Origin of the sequence: Psychrobacter sp. VH5 (genome assembly GCF_050572635.1) — a bacterium.
In the GTDB taxonomy this organism is placed as follows: Bacteria; Pseudomonadota; Gammaproteobacteria; order Pseudomonadales; family Moraxellaceae; genus Psychrobacter; species Psychrobacter celer.
This window is the reverse complement of the sequence record NZ_CP192145.1, coordinates 2,525,230-2,545,489: the sequence shown is the minus strand read 5'-3', so window position 1 is coordinate 2,545,489 and position 20,260 is coordinate 2,525,230. Positions and strand designations below refer to the sequence as shown.

18 protein-coding genes are annotated in these 20,260 nt (G+C 47.3%); 9 read left to right on the top strand and 9 right to left on the bottom strand.

The features are described 5' to 3' along the window. The first annotated feature begins 7 nt into the window (after positions 1 to 7). The 3 genes from ACNFVB_RS10630 to ACNFVB_RS10620 all read left to right on the top strand — a co-directional run bounded on the left by ACNFVB_RS10630 (position 8) and on the right by ACNFVB_RS10620 (position 3,758). Complete coding sequence (locus ACNFVB_RS10630; protein ID WP_430737473.1) at positions 8 to 1,069, top strand: hypothetical protein; 1,062 nt, start codon at positions 8 to 10, stop codon at positions 1,067 to 1,069. Beyond that, positions 1,066 to 3,399 (top strand): transglutaminaseTgpA domain-containing protein, encoded by a 2,334-nt coding sequence (locus tag ACNFVB_RS10625; RefSeq protein ID WP_430737472.1) that lies wholly within the window; start codon positions 1,066 to 1,068, stop codon positions 3,397 to 3,399. Before ACNFVB_RS10630 ends, ACNFVB_RS10625 begins: the two co-directional genes overlap by 4 nt. Before the next feature lie 68 nt (positions 3,400 to 3,467). After that, positions 3,468 to 3,758 (top strand): DUF4031 domain-containing protein, encoded by a 291-nt coding sequence (locus ACNFVB_RS10620; RefSeq protein WP_430737471.1) that lies wholly within the window; start codon positions 3,468 to 3,470, stop codon positions 3,756 to 3,758. Between the two features lie 284 nt (positions 3,759 to 4,042). Here the strand turns inward: ACNFVB_RS10620 and ACNFVB_RS10615 are convergent, their stop codons facing one another. After that, positions 4,043 to 4,957, bottom strand: coding sequence for a LysR family transcriptional regulator (locus ACNFVB_RS10615; protein WP_430737470.1), 915 nt, complete (start codon positions 4,955 to 4,957; stop codon positions 4,043 to 4,045). Positions 4,958 to 5,157: 200 nt separating this feature from the next. On the opposite strand from ACNFVB_RS10615, the gene ACNFVB_RS10610 reads away from it, so the two are divergent. Continuing rightward, positions 5,158 to 6,288: an S-(hydroxymethyl)glutathione dehydrogenase/class III alcohol dehydrogenase gene (locus tag ACNFVB_RS10610; RefSeq protein WP_201583587.1), complete on the top strand. Its 1,131-nt coding sequence runs from the start codon at positions 5,158 to 5,160 to the stop codon at positions 6,286 to 6,288. A gap of 208 nt (positions 6,289 to 6,496) precedes the next feature. Here the strand turns inward: ACNFVB_RS10610 and ACNFVB_RS10605 are convergent, their stop codons facing one another. The 7 genes from ACNFVB_RS10605 to ACNFVB_RS10575 form a co-directional block, all read right to left on the bottom strand. Continuing rightward, positions 6,497 to 6,640, bottom strand: a complete 144-nt coding sequence (locus ACNFVB_RS10605; RefSeq protein WP_430737469.1) for a hypothetical protein — start codon at positions 6,638 to 6,640, stop codon at positions 6,497 to 6,499. A 31-nt stretch (positions 6,641 to 6,671) separates the two neighbouring features. Next, positions 6,672 to 7,325, bottom strand: coding sequence for a DsbA family oxidoreductase (locus ACNFVB_RS10600; protein ID WP_430737468.1), 654 nt, complete (start codon positions 7,323 to 7,325; stop codon positions 6,672 to 6,674). Between the two features lie 1,017 nt (positions 7,326 to 8,342). Continuing rightward, the gene (locus tag ACNFVB_RS10595; protein WP_105243993.1) at positions 8,343 to 8,957 is read right to left on the bottom strand and encodes a hypothetical protein; all 615 of its coding nucleotides are present in this window, start codon (positions 8,955 to 8,957) and stop codon (positions 8,343 to 8,345) included. A gap of 41 nt (positions 8,958 to 8,998) precedes the next feature. Next, positions 8,999 to 9,622, bottom strand: coding sequence for a hypothetical protein (locus ACNFVB_RS10590; protein WP_075100532.1), 624 nt, complete (start codon positions 9,620 to 9,622; stop codon positions 8,999 to 9,001). Positions 9,623 to 9,786: 164 nt separating this feature from the next. Beyond that, positions 9,787 to 10,536, bottom strand: coding sequence for a PhnD/SsuA/transferrin family substrate-binding protein (locus ACNFVB_RS10585; protein WP_430737467.1), 750 nt, complete (start codon positions 10,534 to 10,536; stop codon positions 9,787 to 9,789). Positions 10,537 to 10,539: 3 nt separating this feature from the next. Then, positions 10,540 to 11,034: a PAS domain-containing protein gene (locus tag ACNFVB_RS10580; RefSeq protein ID WP_430737466.1), complete on the bottom strand. Its 495-nt coding sequence runs from the start codon at positions 11,032 to 11,034 to the stop codon at positions 10,540 to 10,542. Positions 11,035 to 11,108: 74 nt separating this feature from the next. Continuing rightward, entirely contained in the window at positions 11,109 to 11,471 is a 363-nt protein-coding gene (locus ACNFVB_RS10575; protein ID WP_105243989.1) for a roadblock/LC7 domain-containing protein, read from the bottom strand. Between the two features lie 647 nt (positions 11,472 to 12,118). Between ACNFVB_RS10575 and gdhA the strand changes: the two genes are divergently transcribed. From gdhA to ACNFVB_RS10550, 5 genes are all read left to right on the top strand, one after another. Continuing rightward, positions 12,119 to 13,465, top strand: coding sequence for an NADP-specific glutamate dehydrogenase (gene gdhA / locus ACNFVB_RS10570; protein WP_198335420.1), 1,347 nt, complete (start codon positions 12,119 to 12,121; stop codon positions 13,463 to 13,465). A gap of 353 nt (positions 13,466 to 13,818) precedes the next feature. After that, entirely contained in the window at positions 13,819 to 15,810 is a 1,992-nt protein-coding gene (locus tag ACNFVB_RS10565; protein ID WP_430737465.1) for a glycosyltransferase family 2 protein, read from the top strand. A gap of 22 nt (positions 15,811 to 15,832) precedes the next feature. After that, positions 15,833 to 17,107: a glycosyltransferase gene (locus ACNFVB_RS10560; RefSeq protein WP_430737464.1), complete on the top strand. Its 1,275-nt coding sequence runs from the start codon at positions 15,833 to 15,835 to the stop codon at positions 17,105 to 17,107. A gap of 69 nt (positions 17,108 to 17,176) precedes the next feature. Then, the gene (locus ACNFVB_RS10555; protein WP_430737463.1) at positions 17,177 to 18,382 is read left to right on the top strand and encodes a hypothetical protein; all 1,206 of its coding nucleotides are present in this window, start codon (positions 17,177 to 17,179) and stop codon (positions 18,380 to 18,382) included. Positions 18,383 to 18,424: 42 nt separating this feature from the next. Continuing rightward, positions 18,425 to 19,399, top strand: coding sequence for a glycosyltransferase family 2 protein (locus tag ACNFVB_RS10550; protein WP_430737462.1), 975 nt, complete (start codon positions 18,425 to 18,427; stop codon positions 19,397 to 19,399). A gap of 67 nt (positions 19,400 to 19,466) precedes the next feature. Here ACNFVB_RS10550 and ACNFVB_RS10545 read toward each other — a convergent pair whose 3' ends face one another. After that, positions 19,467 to 20,243, bottom strand: coding sequence for a hypothetical protein (locus tag ACNFVB_RS10545; protein WP_430737461.1), 777 nt, complete (start codon positions 20,241 to 20,243; stop codon positions 19,467 to 19,469). Positions 20,244 to 20,260: the final 17 nt, after the last annotated feature.

The following is a 20,260-nucleotide window of genomic DNA, read 5'->3' as shown; positions in this document are numbered from 1 at the left end:
GGTCGTTATGAGTCTGTTGCCAAATGCCTTTACTGTACCAGCGGACTCTGCACTACGCCGCTGGTTTGCCGCGCGTGCGCCCAAAAGCGATAGCGCCACCCTCACGCTGCGTAATGTCTATATTTTTTTTAGTCGTGAAGGCCTGCTGTTTGCTGTTTTGTTAATCATTACTTTTATCGCTGGCATCAATTATGGCAACAACTTGGTGCTGGGTTTGTGCTTTTATTTGGTTAGCGTTTGGCTTATCAGCTTTCATGTGACCTTTGCCCATATTTCAGGTCTCAAGGTGCAATTGATAGATGTCACTATGGCAGAGGCAGGTGCGCCTGTTTGGGTGACCTTAAAGCTGATTAGTGAGAGCCGCCAACCAAGACGGCAGCTATTATTTGGCTTTGAACAGGTAAAGAGCAAAGGGCCACGAAAAAAGACTAAAAAGACCGATAAAAAAACCGACGCCCGAGCAAACGCTGGCGCTGAGCCTCAAACCTCCCTACTGGTGACACGGCTACAAGGCGAACAAACGATTCGCCTGCCAGTACAAACGCACAGCCGCGGCCAGCTGGTGCTCCCCAGACTCACCATCAAAACCGTCTACCCGCTCGGCATTATGCGCGCATGGTCTTATGTGTATTTTGCCCGTCGCGCTTGGGTGTATCCCAAACCTGAGGCTTTTGATTGGCAAGCACAGTATGCGCTAGCCAATGAAAAAGATCTGCCAACAGGTGGGCAATATCAGCAAGGTCAAGATGATTTTGAGCGGCTCGACAACTATATCGAAGGTGAGTCGCTGGCCCGTGTGTCGTGGGGGCATGTGGCACGAGGTCAAGGTATGTTTACCAAGCATTTCGCCGATCCGGTCGGTCATGAGCAAACGTTGGATTATGCCGATATGCCAGCCGCGCATCATGAACAAAAACTGGCACAGTTGGCTTATGGCGTACAGACCTTGGGTGAGCTGGGCGTACCCTTTACGATGCAGCTACCGCAAGATGAATCTGCCGGCGCGGCGATGGGGGCAGGTGACAGCTTTGTACAAGCGTGCTTGCTAAGGTTGGCAAAAGCGCCATGAATCATTCTACACAGCCTTTATCAAAAAAAACGATAGCGTCATCGAGTCGCTTTGATAAAGCAGACGCTATAAAAACTGCCAGCTTTGAGCAGCTGGCCTTGGGTCATCATCGCAGTGCACAGATAGTACACGGGGAAAAGCCAAGCGGATATGCCAAATTTTTTGCTTTGCCTGCCTATTATTGGGTGTTGATCGCCCAAGTGGTCATTATCTTACCGCATGCAGCCCATCTGCCATTATGGCTAATGGGGTTTGCGGTGGTTAGTATTATTGCTCAGCTGCCGCGTGTGAAAGCGCGATTTAGAAAAATAGCACATCTAAAACGCGTCTATCAGGGCATGCAGATGCTCGGGTTTTTGTTAGGGCTGGCAGGGCTATGGCTGACTTATCACACCGCTTTCGGCCTCGATATGGGTGTGGCGTTTTTGGTGCTATGCTTGATTAGCAAGCTGTGGGAGCTCTATAAGCGCCGTGATGCCTATGTGGTATTAAATTTATCGCTATTTGTCCTCGCCGCGCTGTTTTTGATGGATCAAGGCTTGGTCACGACGTTTGAGGTAATCGTGGGGGCGGTGACGGTGCTGCTGGCCTTTATTACGCTAAATGACGACGGTAATACGCGCGGTGATGGGCGTCTGCGTACGTTGGGCGTGCTTGGCATCGGCGCATTGCCGTTATTGGTCGTGCTGTTTTTGTTTTTCCCGCGCCTGCCACCGCTATGGTCAGTGCAGCTCTCAGGTCAGCAAGCGACCACGGGTGTCTCTGATAGTATGTCACCCGGTGATTTTGCCAATTTAGGACAATCGACCGAACTTGCATTTCGGGTAGAGTTTGCAGACAATCGTCCCCCACAGCAGCAGCTCTATTGGCGCGGCTTGGTCTTTAGTGAGTTTGATGGGGTCACGTGGCGTCCTAGCCCTCAGCAACAAGAGTGGCGGCCTGCACCGCAAACGCCTGCTTGGATTGAGAATGCCTTTGCAACTATCCCTGATGAAGCGAAAGTTGCGCCGACTAACTATGAGATTATCCTAGAGCCAACGCAGCAAAGCTGGCTGTTTGGGCTTGATTATCCGTTTACGCAGCGCCAAGACGTCAAAATCACCTCAGACTTTACTTTATTAAAAGATCAGCCGGTGACTCAGCAGCTGCGCTACGACGTATTGCAGTTTGCACCGATGCGTATCGACCCTGTTCTCTCTGATGAATCACGCCGTCTCAATCTTACACTGCCAGCTGACGGCAACCTGCAAGCGCGAACTTTGGCGCAGCAGTTATTCGCTCAGTCAGGTTCAGACCCTGTGCGCTATATGCAGGCGCTGGAGCGCTGGATTAACCAAACGGACTTTCGTTATACACTGTCTCCGCCACGACTGAATAATAACCGTATTGATGAGTTTTTATTTGAGACCAAAGCGGGGTTTTGTGAGCATTATGCTTCCAGCTTCACCTTTATGATGCGCGCCGCTGGCATTCCAGCACGCGTCGTGGCGGGCTATCAAGGCGGCGAGCCCAGCCGCGGTGGCAATGTCTGGGAAGTACGGCAAAAGGATGCGCACGCTTGGACGGAGGTTTGGCTTGACGGTCAAGGCTGGCTACGTGTCGATCCGACCGCCTTTGTCGCGCCTGAGCGTATCGAGCAGGGTATGGAGGCCCTGACTCAGTCGCAAGGCGCGGCGATGTTTGGCGACGGTGCTGCCGCCCAAGTCAGCTATCAGCAGTATCAAATGCTACAAACCTTACGCCGCCTCTCCGATCAAGCCAGTTACTATTGGCAAAAAGATGTCGTTGGTTACGATCAGGACAAGCAAGCCGACTCGCTACTCAAATGGTTTAATATCCGCTCAATCATGCAGCAGATTATATGGCTAGCGGTCAGTGCTATCATGGTGATGTCTATAGTCATCTTAATCATTTGGCAACGTCGCCGTAAGCGTTGGCATCCAGCAGACCTACCACTTGCACAGTTATCAAAACGTATTGGTAAAAGTGATAAAGAGTTGGCTCGTCAAGAGAGTGAAGGGCAGCTGGCTTGGCTTGAGCGCTTGGCAATAGCGGTTGATGATCGAGAAAATGATTCAAGTACTGATATCGACGCTGATACCACTGTCTATACCACTGCCGATACCAATGCTAAAAGTAGTAATAAGAGCAGTAAAGTGAGTAAGCTAACAGATAGCGGCCATTCAGAGATTGTACAAGCAAAAATCTTGCAAATGAGGCGGGACTATCGGCAGCTGCGTTATGGACGTCTAAGCAACCTTGAAACCAATGATAGCGAGTACCAAACTATCCTAAAGCAGCTTAAGAAAGATGCACGTGAATTGTTCTAATGGCTGTTTTGTGAAAGCGTTGTTTAGCACATGATAAAATAGCTATTGATAATAAAGGAGGCGACTCTATGGCGATATATGTCGATTTTATGCAGATAGAATTTAAAGGCTATAAATGGTGCCACATGCTGGCAGATAGCCTGCAAGAGCTCCATGAGTTTGCCGCCTTGATTGAGATAGATACGCGGTTGTTTCACCGAGACGCCAGCTATCCGCACTATGATGTGACAGTACAAATGCGCAAAACGGCGATTGAATATGGCGCTATACCTGCCAATCGAAAAAAGATTATTGAATGTGCAAAGAAGCTAAAAATAGAATTACATGAGCAAATCGCATGCGCTGAGGGCTGCGAATAAGCGCATTCTTTCAAAGCAGAAAAAAGGTGGGTCATGCGTTTGCAGCCTACCTTATATGTCAACGTGGAAATGGGATAAATTTTCCTTGCGTGCTGTGCCTGCGCTGCTCGATGCTGCGTAAAATTTATCCCAGTCTCACTGTATCGTTTTTATACTGAACTCACTATATAAGTACTCTTTGTATATCAAAGCGCGATGCTTTATAGCATTGTGCGTAATAAACCATGCATAATAAAGGCGCGCGTGACAACTAGATCTTATCAGCGATGATGTAAGAGCGCCAACTATGCCAGACGCGCTGCCAGATAATCCACCAGCAAGCGAATCTTTGGCGATAAATGACGATTGTGCGGATAAATCGCCCAAATACTTTCTTCAGGCTCTCTATAGTTATCCAGTACGCTGATCAATGCCCCTGAGGCCAGATATTGCTGCACATAATAATCAGGCAGCTGCACGATACCCAGACCCTTTAATGCTGCATCCACTAAGCTGTGGCCGCTGTTATATTGCACGCTGCCTGAGACGCGTAGGTTTTTTTCTGTGTCCGTTGGTTTGTGCGCTTGCTGACCCACTGCCTTGTTAGCCTGTTTATTAATTTCGATAAAGTGCCAATAATCACGTGTACCAAGTAGGCAGTTATGTTTGTGCAGATCAGACAGTGTGTATGGTGTACCATATCTTTTGAGGTAAGCAGGTGCAGCGCAGACAAAGTTGGTACGGCGACTGAGTTTTTTTGCCATCATGGTTGAGTCGCTTAATTTGCCAATACGCACCGCTAGATCATAGCCGCCCTCTATTAGATCTATTTTTTGATTGCTCAAAAAGGCTGTCACTTCGATATCGCGGTATTGCACCATAAAGTCATTGATCAGGGGCAATAGTTGCTGCTCGCCATAGGTGACAGGGGCGGTGAGTTTGATTCTGCCTTGCGGCTTAGATTGTAAGTTACTCACCGCTTGCTCGGCGGCATCCAAGCCATCGAGCACGCCGCGGCAATGCTGATAAAACACCCGCCCTTCTTCTGTGAGCGACACCTTCCGCGTCGTACGATAGAGCAATTTAATATTCAGGCGTTTTTCTAACGCGCTAATCTGCCGACTGACCTGCGCGGTGGAGATGCCCAGCTCCTTTGCTGCTCGGGTAAAGCTCTCGTATTCAGCCACATAGACAAACTCACTAATACCATCCCAGCGCATGATTATTACCACTGTGAAAAAGATATTTGCAAATATAACACATTGTTATCACAGCAGAAACAACTATAATGGACAATATAAAACCAACGCCTATAGACGACTCAAACTAGCGCTTGCCTCTACAGTGTAAGCGCTATAAGCTAAATTGGTCTGAGCGTGATTAACGCCATCACTTATTTATGATTACAAGAGAGAATACTATGTCAGATAATTTTATTAAGTCCAAAGCCGCTATCGCGTGGGGGCCAAATGAGCCGCTATCTATCGAAGAAGTCGATGTAATGCTGCCCAAAAAAGGTGAAGTGCTGGTAAAGATTGTCGCCAGCGGCGTTTGCCATACTGATGCGTTCACCTTATCTGGTGAAGACCCAGAAGGCGTATTTCCTGCGATTTTGGGTCACGAAGGTGGCGGTATCGTCGAGCAAGTCGGTGAAGGCGTGACCAGCGTGCAAGTCGGCGACCATGTCATTCCGTTGTACACCGCAGAGTGCGGCGTCTGTAAAATGTGTCGTTCAGGTAAAACCAACCTATGCTCGGCAGTACGCGAAACCCAAGGTAAAGGCCTGATGCCAGATGGTACCACGCGTTTTTACAAAGATGGTAAGCCGATTTACCATTATATGGGCTGCTCGACTTTTTCTGAATACACGGTGTTGCCAGAGATTTCATTGGCCAAAGTCAATAAAGAAGCGCCATTAGAAGAAGTCTGCTTGCTGGGCTGCGGCGTGACTACGGGCATGGGCGCTGTGATGAATACTGCCAAAGTCGAGGAGGGCGCAACGGTTGCTATCTTTGGGCTGGGCGGCATCGGACTATCCGCTATCATCGGCGCGCAAATGGCCAAAGCCAGCCGTATCATCGCTATCGATATCAACGAGAGCAAGTTTGAATTGGCCAAAAAGCTTGGCGCGACAGATTGCATCAACCCAAAAAATTATGATAAGCCCATTCAGGATGTCATCGTCGAATTGACCGACGGCGGCGTGGATTATTCGTTTGAATGTATCGGTAATGTCGATGTCATGCGCTCAGCACTAGAGTGCTGCCACAAAGGCTGGGGCGAGTCGGTCATCATCGGGGTTGCAGGCGCAGGCCAAGAAATCTCAACCCGTCCATTCCAGCTAGTGACAGGCCGTGTTTGGAAAGGTTCAGCATTTGGCGGGGTCAAAGGCCGCAGCGAGTTGCCCGGCTACGTCGAGCGCTACCTAGCAGGTGAAATTCCGCTACAAGACTTCATCACTCACACCATGCCGTTAGAAGACATCAACGAGGCCTTTGATTTGATGCATAAAGGTGAGAGTATTCGTTCGGTGGTGCACTTTTCTGAGTAAACATTAAGTTAAGCAGCAAACGATAAACTGAAAATACCGCGCCTATTATGGGGCGGTATTTTTTTATGCTCAAGACAAACCATAGCGATTAGCCTTGCGCGCGATGAATGATTTGCTCTGCAAGCGTAGTCAAGTCTGTGGCCATAAAGTCCGGTATTGGCACATTGGGGGCGGACAACAAGGCATTATAAGGACGTTTGAGAAACGCTTATAGCACCAGCTGGGCAAACCACTCTCTGAGCATTTTTTCGTCACCGAATAGGCGTGCAAATAACGGCGCTAAAGTGGTTATGTCGAGTAGCGTCTCGTTGACATCAAAGACGATAACCGCAGGTGTTGGGTGAGCGTGCATAAGATATCCTTTCATCGACAACGCTTAGGGTTTAGTCGGGCATATGGGCCAATTGCCCTAAGATATTGAGGTAATTGTCTACCCCTTGCGCACCGCTTACCAAGTGACGCTCATTAAAAATCATCGCTGGCACACTTTGAATGCCTTGCTGCTGCCAGTGCTGCTCTTCTGCGCGTATCTCTCGAGCAAAACGCTGGTCTGCTAAGACCGCCAGTGCCTCGCTTCGATCTAAGCCGACCTCTGCTGCGATATCGGCCAGTACCGCGTTATCCGATATATCGCGGTTGTCCGTGAAGTGCGCTGCAAAAAGCGCTTGCTTTAACTCATGTCTGTGGCCTTGTTTTTCGGCCCAGTGCAAGAGCTGGTGCGCATTAAAGGTATTGTGCATCCATGTGTCGTCGTTGAAGTGAAACTGAAAGCCGACCTCATTTCCCGCCTCTGTTATTCTGGCGCGGCTGGCATCCGATTCTGCCTTACTTGAGCCATACTTTTCCATGATGTGCTCACGCATATTTTGTCCTTCTTTTGGCATTTTTGGGTTTAATTCAAAAGGGTGCCAATGTATCTCATAGTCTGTATTGCTTTGCTCAAGCGCTGCGGCCAATTGGCGGTAGCCAACGACGCACCAAGGGCACACCACGTCTGAGACGATATCGATACGTAGGGGAGTGTTGGTATTTTTCATATCTATCTGCCTGATATCTTTTATATAATTGATATTGTTTAAAGTTATTTGAGGTTTATGCGCAATTGCTATCTATCAATTCATGCTAGAAGAATGATATTGCGATTGCAATCATATTATTAAATAAACTTTGGTTTGTTTTTTTGACCAAGCAATGTCACAGCGGATTTACAAACCCCTAATGGCTCACTGGATCACGCGCCAGCAGTGGCAAGATGCGGCCATCACATCAGGCGTTCATCATACAGGAGGGGGATGCCATAGCCTTGCGTGCAAAGGTCAAAATATGACCCTTAAAAGGCAGCTCAAGATAAGAGGTATCCTCTGGCCTTACGTGCTGACTGCTAAAACCAAACTCCAGCATTTTATTGGTCAGCTTAAAATTGTTGATTGTCACGTAGCGTACAAATACGGATGTCGGTATTGCCGATTTCAATCGTTTGATAACGCACGCGCACAGTCGTCAGCGAAGTCATAAACTGTCTTAAAAAATAAGCAAGAGTGCAAGGTTTGGCAAGGAGTGCCACGTTCAAAGGCTGGGTTTTTGTGCAATGACGTAATGTGTAGGGAGCTGGTTGATATAAATGGTGGGTCATACACAGCAGTGGTTATTGGTAAATATTCAACACTGCCTATATGCAGTTCAATAAAACATCAGTTCAATAAAATCAATAAAAACAGACAAGTAAAGGTTGGCATACGTCAAAGGTCAGTATGACGCAATACGATGCCAGCTACTGTTACGTATGAGGGTAGTATCGTTGCGAAGTGTGCCGCCGTCAGCTATCTCGTTGCTTATATAAAAGCATGGCGGTATGGTATAAAGATAAAGGAGGGCATTGTGGATAAAAAGAGCGCGCACCGCACCAAGTTGTCTGCTATAAACGCAAACATAGAAGTGGAGTGCGTGCCTCTTAATGAGAATATGATACGTCAGTCATGTCTATTTTTATGTTTATGTTTATGTTTATAAAAGTCATGACCGTCACGAGTTATGAGCAAGTACGCCATAGATGCTTAATTTAAAAATCGGAGTCCAGAGGTTTTGAGTGCCCAAACCAGCTCTACAAAAGCGCGGCTATTGGTGAGCGGCTCGCCATCGATGATCAGCACATATCCTGAGCCATCAATCCACAAAAACACAAAACTGGTCTCAGGAATCAACAAGTCAACTTGCTGAAAAAACGAAATTGCTTGGCTTTCTACTGCCCAGCCGCGTTGTTTTTGACGCAGCATAAAGCCTGAAAAGTCAGCCGCCGCCACACTCAGCATATCCGCTTCTTCTTGGTTATAGCCGATGCGCGCCAGACAAAAGCCCTCATCAGAGCCGATAGCGGCACGGCGCTTACCAGATAGGCTTGCGACGACATAAGGCAAAAACTGATCCAATGGTAAGTTGGGCGCGGGCAAAAACAGGGACAACTTTTCGATCCAGCCGGCCTCTATAAAGCGCTGTAACCACGTCTCAGAGTAGCGCTCTAGCCAATCAGCGGCGAGTAGGGTTTGCTCATAAGAGAGTAGGTCTTGTAACGATAGCTGCTCCTCTGTAGGTTCGCTTTGGGAAAATGCCTCAAAAATACCGGCTGGGGTTAGGGTAAGATAGGTTTTATCAGCATTTAAGTAAGAGGACATAGCGGCTACCATTGTGATGAAATTATAAAACAGGCGATAAGTTAAGTTTTGATGGTTTTGGTTTGATCAAGACGTTGTTGGCAGTTGTTCCAGCGCTCGTCAAAGTGCCAGTCACTTTTGCCTAAGCGAAACCAAACCAAAGAAAAAGCCAGACGATCATTGCGAGCGATACAGTGGGCAAAAAACTCGTTTTCGATTTGTTCAATCGTGCCCCAGTCCTCCTCGGCACGTGCTTGCATCAGCTCGGCGGTGATGTCTTTGGAGATTTCTTTGGCATCGTCGCTACTGATGCGCAGTCGCTGTTTTTGCTCATTGAGCGACGGCGATATCAATACACTCCAACGCGTCGCCAGCATACTGTTGCGCTGGATGTAGCGTTTTTTGTCAATGCAGTCGCGAAAGCCTTGTGCAACATGAGGGTACAGACGGTCTTTAATACGGGTAAATAGGTTATTGACATCGTAAGGAATATCGTACCAGCAGCCATAAAAAAAATCTGCCACCGCGCCCTGTAGCGGCTCTTTTTCGCTCAGCAGTAGGGCAGCGTTGATACGCTGTTCATGAAAGTGACGATTGGCAGGTGCCAAAAATACTTTGCGTGAGTAAAAGCGAAACGCACGGCGCGCCTCGGTCTCGGCTTCTTTGATCAGATCTACATCAGACATAACAGGATCCTTTAGATCACATCTTCGTTGCGGTTATTCTTGCCTTGATAGCGGCTGCGCCTATGGTGTTGAGTTGTATGGACATGACCCAATAATCACGGCGATGACGACTGTCATCGACCATGAAAAAATAAAATCAGCCAAAGCAAGATAGCAAGTAACGACTAATCAAGCAAGGTTTCCATCAAATCAATCATAAACTCGGCGTCTTCTTCATCCATGGCCTCAAATCCTTGCGGCATACCCAGCTCGGCCAATGCTTCTTGACCGTCTGGGTCGTTGTGCAGGTTGAGTATGGCATCCATAAAGATATCGGTATCTGGAAAATCGTCTTTGATCAGCAGCACATGACTGATATCAGCCAAATCACTTTCGATCAATACCGATAGCTGAGCTTTGGTAAGACGAGAAAAACCGTGAAATACCTCTGCCAAGAAGAACGCTGCCTGCGCATCGCCTTTGATGACTTTACGCGCGGCAGCTTGATATGTTTCGGTGACATCCCAGCTCAGATCAGACTCTTCTATATCGACAGCCTCAAGCAGGCGCAAACCAATCAGCTTGACATCGCGGTTGTTTGCCATCGCGATGGTGGCACCAGCTTTGATATCTTCTAAGACATTGATGTCGCTGTTGGCACCAGCGGCGATGACCATTTCGTCAGATTTGCCGATAGGACGTGCGACCGCTTTGTAGCCTTGTTCACGGATCAAAGTTGCCGCATCAAAAGGGTTGGCATAGATGACCTGAATGTCCCCAGCCGTGATGATTTGTTGTTGCTCTGCGTGTGAGGCTGGCGTATTTAGGTGCATGTTTAAGTTGGCACGCTTTTGAATCAAGGTGTTAAACATATGCCAACCTGCAAAACGCTCAGGCGAAAAATCAGGGGCGATTAACATATTGTGTGTCGTCATGATTTACCCTTCCTCATCTTGTTTCATTTGGGCGTACTGAGCCATTGCCGCTTCGATTTTGCTACGTGATGGCTTGCGGCGTACTGAGGTATAGCCCACGGTTTCACCGCGGCGCACGTTTGGCACCACAGTAGCATATACCCAGTAGTGACTGCCGTCTTTGCATAAATTTTTGACATAGCCATGCCACTTCTTTCCAGCTTTTGCTGTGTCCCACAAATCTTGATAAGCCGCTTTTGGCATATCAGGATGGCGCAGGATAGACTGCGGCTGGCCAAGCAGCTCGTCTTTGGTGTAACCACTAATCTCGACAAAAGCATCGTTGACGTGAGTTAGAATACCGTCTAAGTCGGTACGCGAGACGATAAGCTTACCATCAGGATAAGGGCGCTCAACACCCGTATCATAGACAGTCCGAGAGGTGCCATCATAGTAAGTCAGCGTCATCTGCTCAGCTGGCATATCCGGCTTTGGTGCATCAGGGATTGGAGAACCCATAGTAATCTCCTTTATTTATTGTTGTATTTATCTATCGTTGTATTCGTCATGATTGACTGGCAAACAATGATTGATTAAATAAGTTTTGCTAGGGCTTCTGAGGCGCGTTTGATGTCCAAAAAGATCAAACCGAGCTTGGCGTTTGGCTTGGCCATGATGGTCAATACCGCTTCATCGCCTGATGAGGTCATGATGACATAGCCTTTTTCGCCTTGGATCATAATACGATCGATACTACCACGCGCCAGCTCGCGACCTGCACGGTCACCCAATGACAATAAAGCGGCTGACATAGCGCCAACACGGTCTTCATCAACGCCTGATGGTAGGGCTGATGCAATCATCAGACCATCGTTAGAAATTAGGGCAGATGCTTCGACATCGGCAGATGAGCTGTTTAGGTCTTCCAAGATTTGTTGGAACGAATCTGTACGCATATCACTTTCTCTATGACGGGTTATTGAATGGATGAGATCACTATCAGCGACACTAAAAAGGGCTGAAGCAAACGCTGGTCATTATAAACCCTTACCACTTATATTGATATATGTTACAGCAAACAAATGGCTGGGTTCTGCTATTTTTTGACCGTCTAGTTGTCATTATCAACCTTTTATCTGTTGTTTTTAATTTTAAGCCGAACTAAAGTTGGCAATAAGGTTTTATTCTCTCTATTTTGCCCAGCCACTTGCAATCAGACAGTAGGCTTGTAGCAATTTTTGCTTCATTTACCCAGCGCTTTACTTTATGCTCACAATGCCTAGCAGCCTGCGTAGCGGTCAGACAAACGAATGATTTATACAAAAAACGTTGACCATAACTTTTCATGATGGTGATATTCACTAGACTTATACCCCAAAAAAATGATATATAGTTATACGATAGAAACGGTCATTGCTACTGAGCGTCTTGTTCAGGCGTCACATTATCCCGCTTTTCTACTCCCACGAGCCTCTATATACCCGCAGTGTATAGGGGCGATTGTAGTCTTACATCAATGTCCATAATCCCCTTCGTTTGTTGCCATACGACGCGACATCGATGTAAATAAACACGTCCACCATTTTTACCCTAAGGAACCTATATGAGTATCAGTCAGGCCATCGAAAAAGTCGAAGCGCGTTACGCCCATCAACCTGAATTTGTCCAAGCCGTCAAAGAAGTGGCACTGACTATCGCGCCTTTATACGATGCCCATCCTGAATTTCAAAAAATGAAGATATTCGAGCGTTTGGTTGAACCAGATCGTATTATCTGCTTTCGCGTCAACTGGGAAAACGATAAAGGTGAAGTACAAGTCAACCGCGGCTGGCGTGTCCAGTTCAGCAACGCTCTTGGCCCTTACAAAGGCGGCGTACGGTTTCATCCAACCGTCAACCAGTCAGTGCTTAAGTTTTTGGGCTTTGAGCAAATTTTCAAAAACGCTTTGACAGGCTTGCCGATGGGCGGCGGTAAAGGGGGCGCTGATTTTGATCCTAAAGGCAAAACAGACAGCGAAATTCGCCGCTTTTGCTATGCGTTTATGCGTGAGCTGCACCACTATGTCAATAAAGACATCGATGTGCCAGCTGGTGATATCGGTGTCGGCGGCCGTGAGGTCAGCTATATGTTTGCCATGTACAAAAACTTAACGCGCGAATACGGTGGCGTGTTGACAGGTAAGGGGGTGGGATTCGGTGGTAGCTTGATGCGTACAGAAGCGACAGGCTACGGTGCGGTGTACTTCTTAGAAAACATGCTCGCTGCTCAAAACGAAAGTATCGAAGGCAAAAAAGTACTGGTGTCAGGGGCAGGCAACGTCTCGCTCCATGCCGCCGAAAAAGCCTGCATGCTAGGCGCGACAGTTCTGACGGTCTCCGACTCACAAGGGACGCTCTATGATGCAAATGGCCTAAATCAAGAAAAAATCGATTGGCTAAAAGCGCAAAAAGCCCAGAGTAAGCCACTGTGCGATTATGTCGATGTCTATGGTGGTGAGTGGTTCGCGCAGCAAAAGCCTTGGCACATCAAAGGTGATATCGCCATTCCATCAGCCACACAAAATGAAGTCAACGAAGACGATGCCAAACATATGGTCGAAAACGGCATCAGATATATCGTCGAAGGCGCAAACATGCCGCTGACAGCAGAGGCAGTCGATCATATCCGTTTGCACCGTGTGCACTATGCACCAGGTAAGGCAGCAAACGCAGGCGGCGTGGCAGTCTCAGGTCTTGAGATGTCACAAAACTCGGTACGTCAATACAAAACCTTTGAAGAAATAGATGAGCGCCTAAAGCGCATCATGAAAAACATCCATGACGGCGCGGCTGAAGCATCAGCAAACTATGGTCAAACGGACAACGGCTATATCGACTATATGGCAGGGGCCAATATCGTCGGCTTTAAGCGGGTGGCGGACGCACTGTGCGCTTATGGTATCTTAAACTAACGCCTTCTGGCTGCTGAGACACTGTCAAATACCGCGCTTATCATATATAAGTGCGGTATTTTTTTGTCTGTATAAAATATTTATGAGCGCAAAGACTGGTTGCAAACTCGAGGTAATAGACGCCGGCTAAAGTTTTTTGGATTATAAAGTATTAATTTATAAAAGTTTTTACATGTTTTACTTGAAGTTACATTAATCTATTTTTTTAGACAGTTTATAAATAATTATCACCGATCTTTTTGACTATCATCAATTATCTCAGTGTTTATCGCACGGATTTATATCATCAATCATTCATGTCGCGGGCAAACGATGCCGCTGACAATGTCGATATATTTATCAAAGGATGAATCATGACAGTCAATAAGGAGGTCTATTCTGATGGCCGCTCAGGTATGTCGGGCTTATATCCAGTGATACAGGATACGCCAAATGCTGAGCGGTTTGCTTGCAGCGTTGGTCAGAATCATAACGATAATGGCAGTGAAGCTATAAGCAATCGAGCGGCGCATGCCTTTGGCGCTTATCTACCAGCCTCCAAACGCGCGCAGACCAGATGGTATAAAGACCCTGTATTAAACAATCATATAAACAACCATATAAACGAGCAAGTAACCAGCCATCTACGTAGCAATGATTGCCTAAAGCACTACCGCCAAAACACCCAAAAGGGTATAAAAAATGACACAAACAATGGCATGCAACCTGTCGGTAAATTTGAGCGGATGGAGCGTCTAGCAGATGATGCAGTCAGTACTATCGATCAGGCGATGACTCATGCAGAGGGCGCGCAGCCTATACGCTTGAGCTTTCAGTTGATGACCCGTGCTGAGCCTACCACAATGGTGCTTGCGACCATACAATCGCTACTAGCCATCAAAGCGGCCGACGATGAGATTTTAATCATAGATAACAACCATACTAAGCGTGAGCTTTATAAGCCTTTGGCAGATTTTTGTCATGGCTTAGAGCCGCATCTCAATGTGCATTTTTATCATATCGATGCGGTGGCAGGGTTTAAGTCTGGTGCGCTCAACTTGGCGCTAGGACTGATGAACCCTAGCGCCAGTCATGTGGTGGTGGTCGATAGTGATTATCAGGCGTTGCCACATGCTCGTGATGCCATTATCAGCGCGATCCACGAGTATCCTGAGCATGCTTTATTGCAGTTTCCGCAGTTTTATCGTGATGCAGATAAAGCGGATGTCCATAGCGAATTAAACCATTATTTTAACCATCACTTATATCGATCTTTTAATCGTCAGCGGGCGTTATCTACCGGTACTTACGCGGTGATACGCCGAGATGCTTTGGTGGGTTTGGGCGGCTGGTCAGGAGCGTCCATTACTGAAGATGCGCAGATGGGGGTGCTGCTCCATCGTATGGGTCTGCACAGTCGTTTTATACCCAAGGTGATTGCTACCGGTATACTGCCCACCACGCTGTGTGATCTGATCGCTCAGCGGCAGCGCTGGGTATATGGCAATGTACAGGTGCTCAACCGTTACTTTGTTACGCCGTCATCTCTGACCGCTGATAGCAGCGCAAATACAAATGTAAGCCAGACGATGGGCGAGCGTTTGCAGTATATGCGTGCGCATTTTTCGCAGCTGAGTGCCTGGATTAATTTCACGGGGATTTTTATCGTGCTGCATGTCTGTACGCTGCTTATCGTGCTGGCGGCTCTAATAATGGGTGCACAGGTGGATATGGCAATGCTGCTTACGCCCTTATATGTGGTTTATGCCGCTTATGGCGTGTTTTTGTTGCGACGGCTGTGGGCCTATGCGCAAGACCGCTCACCGCTTAATCAGCAGGTAGCTCGGCACGTTACGCCAACCTTTACCAATAAGCGACGAGCGTGGGCACTGCATCTGAACTTTTGGGAAATCGGCGCGTTGTCATGGTGGCCTGTGCTGTGGGGCCGCGACAAGCCATTTGTGTGTACGCCCAAACAGGCGGTGATTAGTAGCCGCCGCAGCGTATGGCAGGCCAATGTTTGTGCCTTACCAAAACTGCTACTCATACTTAATGTCATCACTTTGGCTGTGACCTCACCGCTATCAGCGCTGTATTCGCCTTTGTTATTTGTCAGTGCGTTTGTGGTCACTGTCCTCAAGCTATGGTCAGCAAAAGTGGCTTTTGATAATTATGGGTATCCACCTGAGGTGGATGACCGCTATGCTGATGAGCATGATACGTATGACGAGATCAATAACACTGTAAACCAAAGCTGTGTGATTAAAAATAATATCGCTAAAAATACAAATACGGCTAGAGATAATATTACTCAAAATAAGCGTCCAAATAACACCGATCCAATAAAAAAATATATAGCTGAATAATAAAATAATAAATGGATGACGTATGCTGACTTCTATAAAAACCAACCCAAATAGTCATATAAAAGCTAAAACCCCTAACATCGTTATGCACAAGACATATGACTTGCCTGAGTCACCGGCGGCGTGTGAGACAATCGATGGGGCAAGCGCTAAAGTAAGAAGACCACTACGTATTGCCATCATCGCGCACTCGTTATATCCCATTGCCCAGCCTTATGCAGGTGGTCTTGAGATGATCACTCAGCTGATCTGTGATGAGTTGGTGGCGCAAGGTCATCAGGTGTTGCTCTACGCTCATGCGGACAGTCAAACCCATGCCACACTAGTACCCTTTATGACCCGTGATGAATTTGAAAAAACAGTTTATGCCGATGAGCATGAGTCAGTAGAGATGAGCCGCGAGGAGCTGTATCAGTATCTGGTCTACCAGCAGGCGCTGCGCGATATCATTAGCCGTGATGAGCAAGGGATGATAGATGTGGTACACAATCATAGCTTGCACCATGTGCCGATGATGATGGGGCAGGCGTTTGGCGCGCGGTTTTTTACCACGTTTCATACGCCGATTTTTCCGCAGCTGCGTCTGGCACTACTGACGCTACGTCTGGGTACGCAGACTCAGTTTACGGCGATCAGTGGTCATCAGCAGCAGCTATTTGCTGAGTTTGTGCCCTCGCATGTGGTCTATAACGGCATCGATGTTCACTCATTTACTGCCAATACAAACCCAATTGCTGATGAAGTGTACTTCTGGTACGGGCGCATTTGTCCTGAAAAGGGCACGCATTTGGCGATGGAATACTGCAAAGCGGCAGGCAAGCGCCTGATTATTGCAGGACCCAAAAGTAATGAAGCGTATTTCGATGACTATGTGGCACCGCTGTTAGAGGCAGATAGGAATAGCGATATGCCGTTATTTGATTATGTTGGTCATTTAAATAAGAATCAAATCAACAAGCAGTTAAGCCAAGTCACCGCCATGCTATTTACCAGTACTTGGGATGAGCCTTATGGTCTGACGCTCGCTGAGAGCCTCGCTTGCGGTACACCTGTGATTGGCTTCGATGTCGGTGCCAGTGCTGAGATTATCACGCATCAGACAGGTATTATCGTACCCAAAAAGGATAAAAAGGCATTTATACAAGCGTTTGCTGACATTCAGCATATTTCACGAGCAGCCTGTCGTGCTCGCGCTGAGCAGTTTTGTTCAGTCGCTACGATGGTCGATGGTTATCTGCGTTTATATGAGCAGGCAATAGCGGTTGATGACAGCGATAGCATCCAAGACACGCCCTAGCGTTCTCTCCTTTTTTCTTTATGTCGTGACTATCAGTGACTGCCTTCATCTCTTAGGAGCTTTTTTACCATGCGTATCGGCTACTATGCTCATCATCACGGCTCGGGGCACTGCCGCCAAGCAGATAAGCTGGCCGCCTTACTACCACCAGAGCTGCGTTCGAAAATGACAGTATTCACCAGTTTACCGGCTGATGGTTATCGCTTTAGCAGTATAAATAATGAGCACATCGTACGTTTAGACGCTGAGGATGAGCGACCAGATGATGTGCTAGCGGGGCGAGCAGGTGAGTATTGGCAGCCAAGCTGTTTGCACTACTCGCCAGTGGGCAACAAAGACATTCAAAGACGCAGTTGGCAGCTGCTTGATGAGATACATCAGCGCCAGATTGACCTGATGATTATTGATGTTAGCGCCGAAGTCGCTATGCTATGCCGTACCGCTAGTGTGCCTTATCTCTATGTACGGCTAGCAGGTGAGCGCGATGATGCGCCGCACTTAAACGCCTTTGCGGGCGCGCTTGGATTGTTAGCTCCTTATCCTAAAGCATTGGAGGCGGCAGCCACGCCAGACTGGGTACGACAAAAGACGCTATATCTGGATTTTTTACCAAGCAAAGCCCAAGGCTTGCCTAGCTTTTGTGAGTTTATGGACGAGCTTATGACATTGACCCATGATGATTATATTCATAAACAACTGGTCGCCAGCATCGATAAGTCTTCTATCGTTACTGTGATTAAAGGCTATGGCGGGCACGAAGCGATTGATGCCAAGTTGTCAAAGCTACGCCAAATACTACCAGACGCTATAATCGTCTCTCTTGGCCCTATCAATGATGAAGTACGGCATTGTGTCGATATTGCCGCCCACGTCGATGATGTGACGCCATTTATCGCCTATAGTCACCTGCTATTGATGGCGTGTGGCTTGAACGCAATTGCGCAGGCCTATGATTATGCGACGCCGCTTATTGTATTGCCTGATGTGCGCCCGCACCGTGAGCAAGAAGTGATGGCAGCAGCATTAATCGAACAAGGTCGTGCGCTTAGTTGGCCACAGTTTATCGCCACAGCCTCTAGTATGGATATTCAGAGCCTATTGTCTTCTCTCTCCACGAATAATAAGTCAATTGACCATGAGCAGACTGCTTTAACAGATAGGCAAGCCAATTTGGTGGCGCAACGCTTTATGAATAGCATTGCTGACTATACTTCCGTAAAAGATTGGTTTGCAGAATGGTTGTTGCCGCAGTTGGACTTAAAACCCAAAAAATAACAAATAACAAAGAAATTTATAATAATAAGAGCAAATATTTCCATGACAACGACAACCAGAGCTCAAGACGCCGCACATAACACCATTCCCGTGAGTGTAATAACGACTTGCTATGGGCGCAATCGTCATCTTTACAATTTACTTGCTAGTCTGGCGCAGGGCAGCGTCAGGCCGCGCGAGGTGGTTATCGTTAATGATGACGCCGAGGCTGAACGTCTGGCAGACTACGATTTAAATATTATTAAGATAGCAACGACTACAGCGACCGAGCATGGAGTAGCAGATAGCATGTCATTTGATATCGGTCGTAACCGTAATCTTGGCGCTGCACGTGCTAGCTATGAGGCTATGATTTTTTTGGATGTGGATTGTATCGTCGCCTATGACTTTATCGACGGGCTATATGATAAATTGCAAACGTATCCTGATGCGCTACTGATGGGACAGCCACGTTATTTAACGCGCCCTTTGACGGATGATGAAGGTAGTCAACTACAGCAAGGTCAAATGGCGTCTGACGCTTTAGACCAGCTATCGGTATTTAACCCTTATCGTGATAACTTTACCCAACATCGCAATGACAATGTCGATGCTAATATTAAAAAAACGCAAGACTATGGCGCATTTTGGAGTCTTTGCTTTGCGATAATGCGCCATCAGTTTGAGCGGATCGGCGGTTTTGATACCGATTATGTCGGCTACGGCGCTGAAGACACCGATTTTGCTTTTATGGCACGTGCTTTAGACATTGATTTTTATTTGACCAATGACGTGGTTTACCATCAGCAGCACAGCGTCTACCGGCCGCCACTCAATCATCTCGATAGCATAGTGATTAATGCCAATCGCTTTTATGATAAATGGCAACATTGGCCGATGGCAGGCTGGCTGGTAGCGTTTGCGCAGCTAGGTTTGATTGACTGGCAAGAGGCGCAGACAGTGCCCATTGAGATTCTTCGGCAGCCAAGTAGCGCTGAGATTGACGCCGCACATTGTCCAGCTGCGCCGTATGTGTAGACGGCTCTTAGTTCTGCTAATCCCGATGCGTCACTAGTATCAATGAGTAGTGAGTTTTGATGGGCAACTAATACTGACGGATAATCTCCACACCTGTCGGCGGCGTTGCAAGCGCTTGCCGCTCAAACGCCCAATTATGACCTTCCCAAAAATGCGCAGTTTTATCATCATTATTAAAACCCAACATAACTATTGATAGCAGCGTCTCAGCTTTCTGTTTTTGCTGAATATGCAGGCGTGCAGACAACAGTAACCGATATAATAAAAACCCTGACGTCGGCGCAGAGGAATGAATATCAGCAAAAATAGGATAATCTGCCACTACTTTATGCTGCTCTGATAGCACAGCGCAATGTTTATCGCTATGTAATAGTTTCTCAAGCGGTTCTGGAATCTCTAGCACTCGGTTAGCCGTTATGGGATCATCAGCGGGGTTTGGATCATCGCATGGCATGGGAAACTGATAGGCAGTATTGCCAAACAAGATACCAAGCGGTGCTTGCTTGGTCATATCGAGTATTGCTGTCACATTATTGCTGCGAGGCGGTAGGCCAAAATGCAGTTTACTGTCACCGATTTGTCTAAAAAACAGTAGCTTTGGTAAATCTTTGGCGAGCGGATGATAAGCAAAGAAGTCTGCATGAATAAAATCATTAAATAACACCAACATATCAGTAGGCTGCAATAGCGTCTTTAAGATCGCTGTGTCTATCGACGGGTTGTTGGCGATCAATATCACACGCTGGCTTTGTATTAGCCGCGCCTGCATGATAGGCGGTAGCGCAGCAAATGCTTCTGCGGCAAGATGGCTACTACTGATGTTTGATAATGGTTGATCAAGCATATCAATGTAGTTAAGGT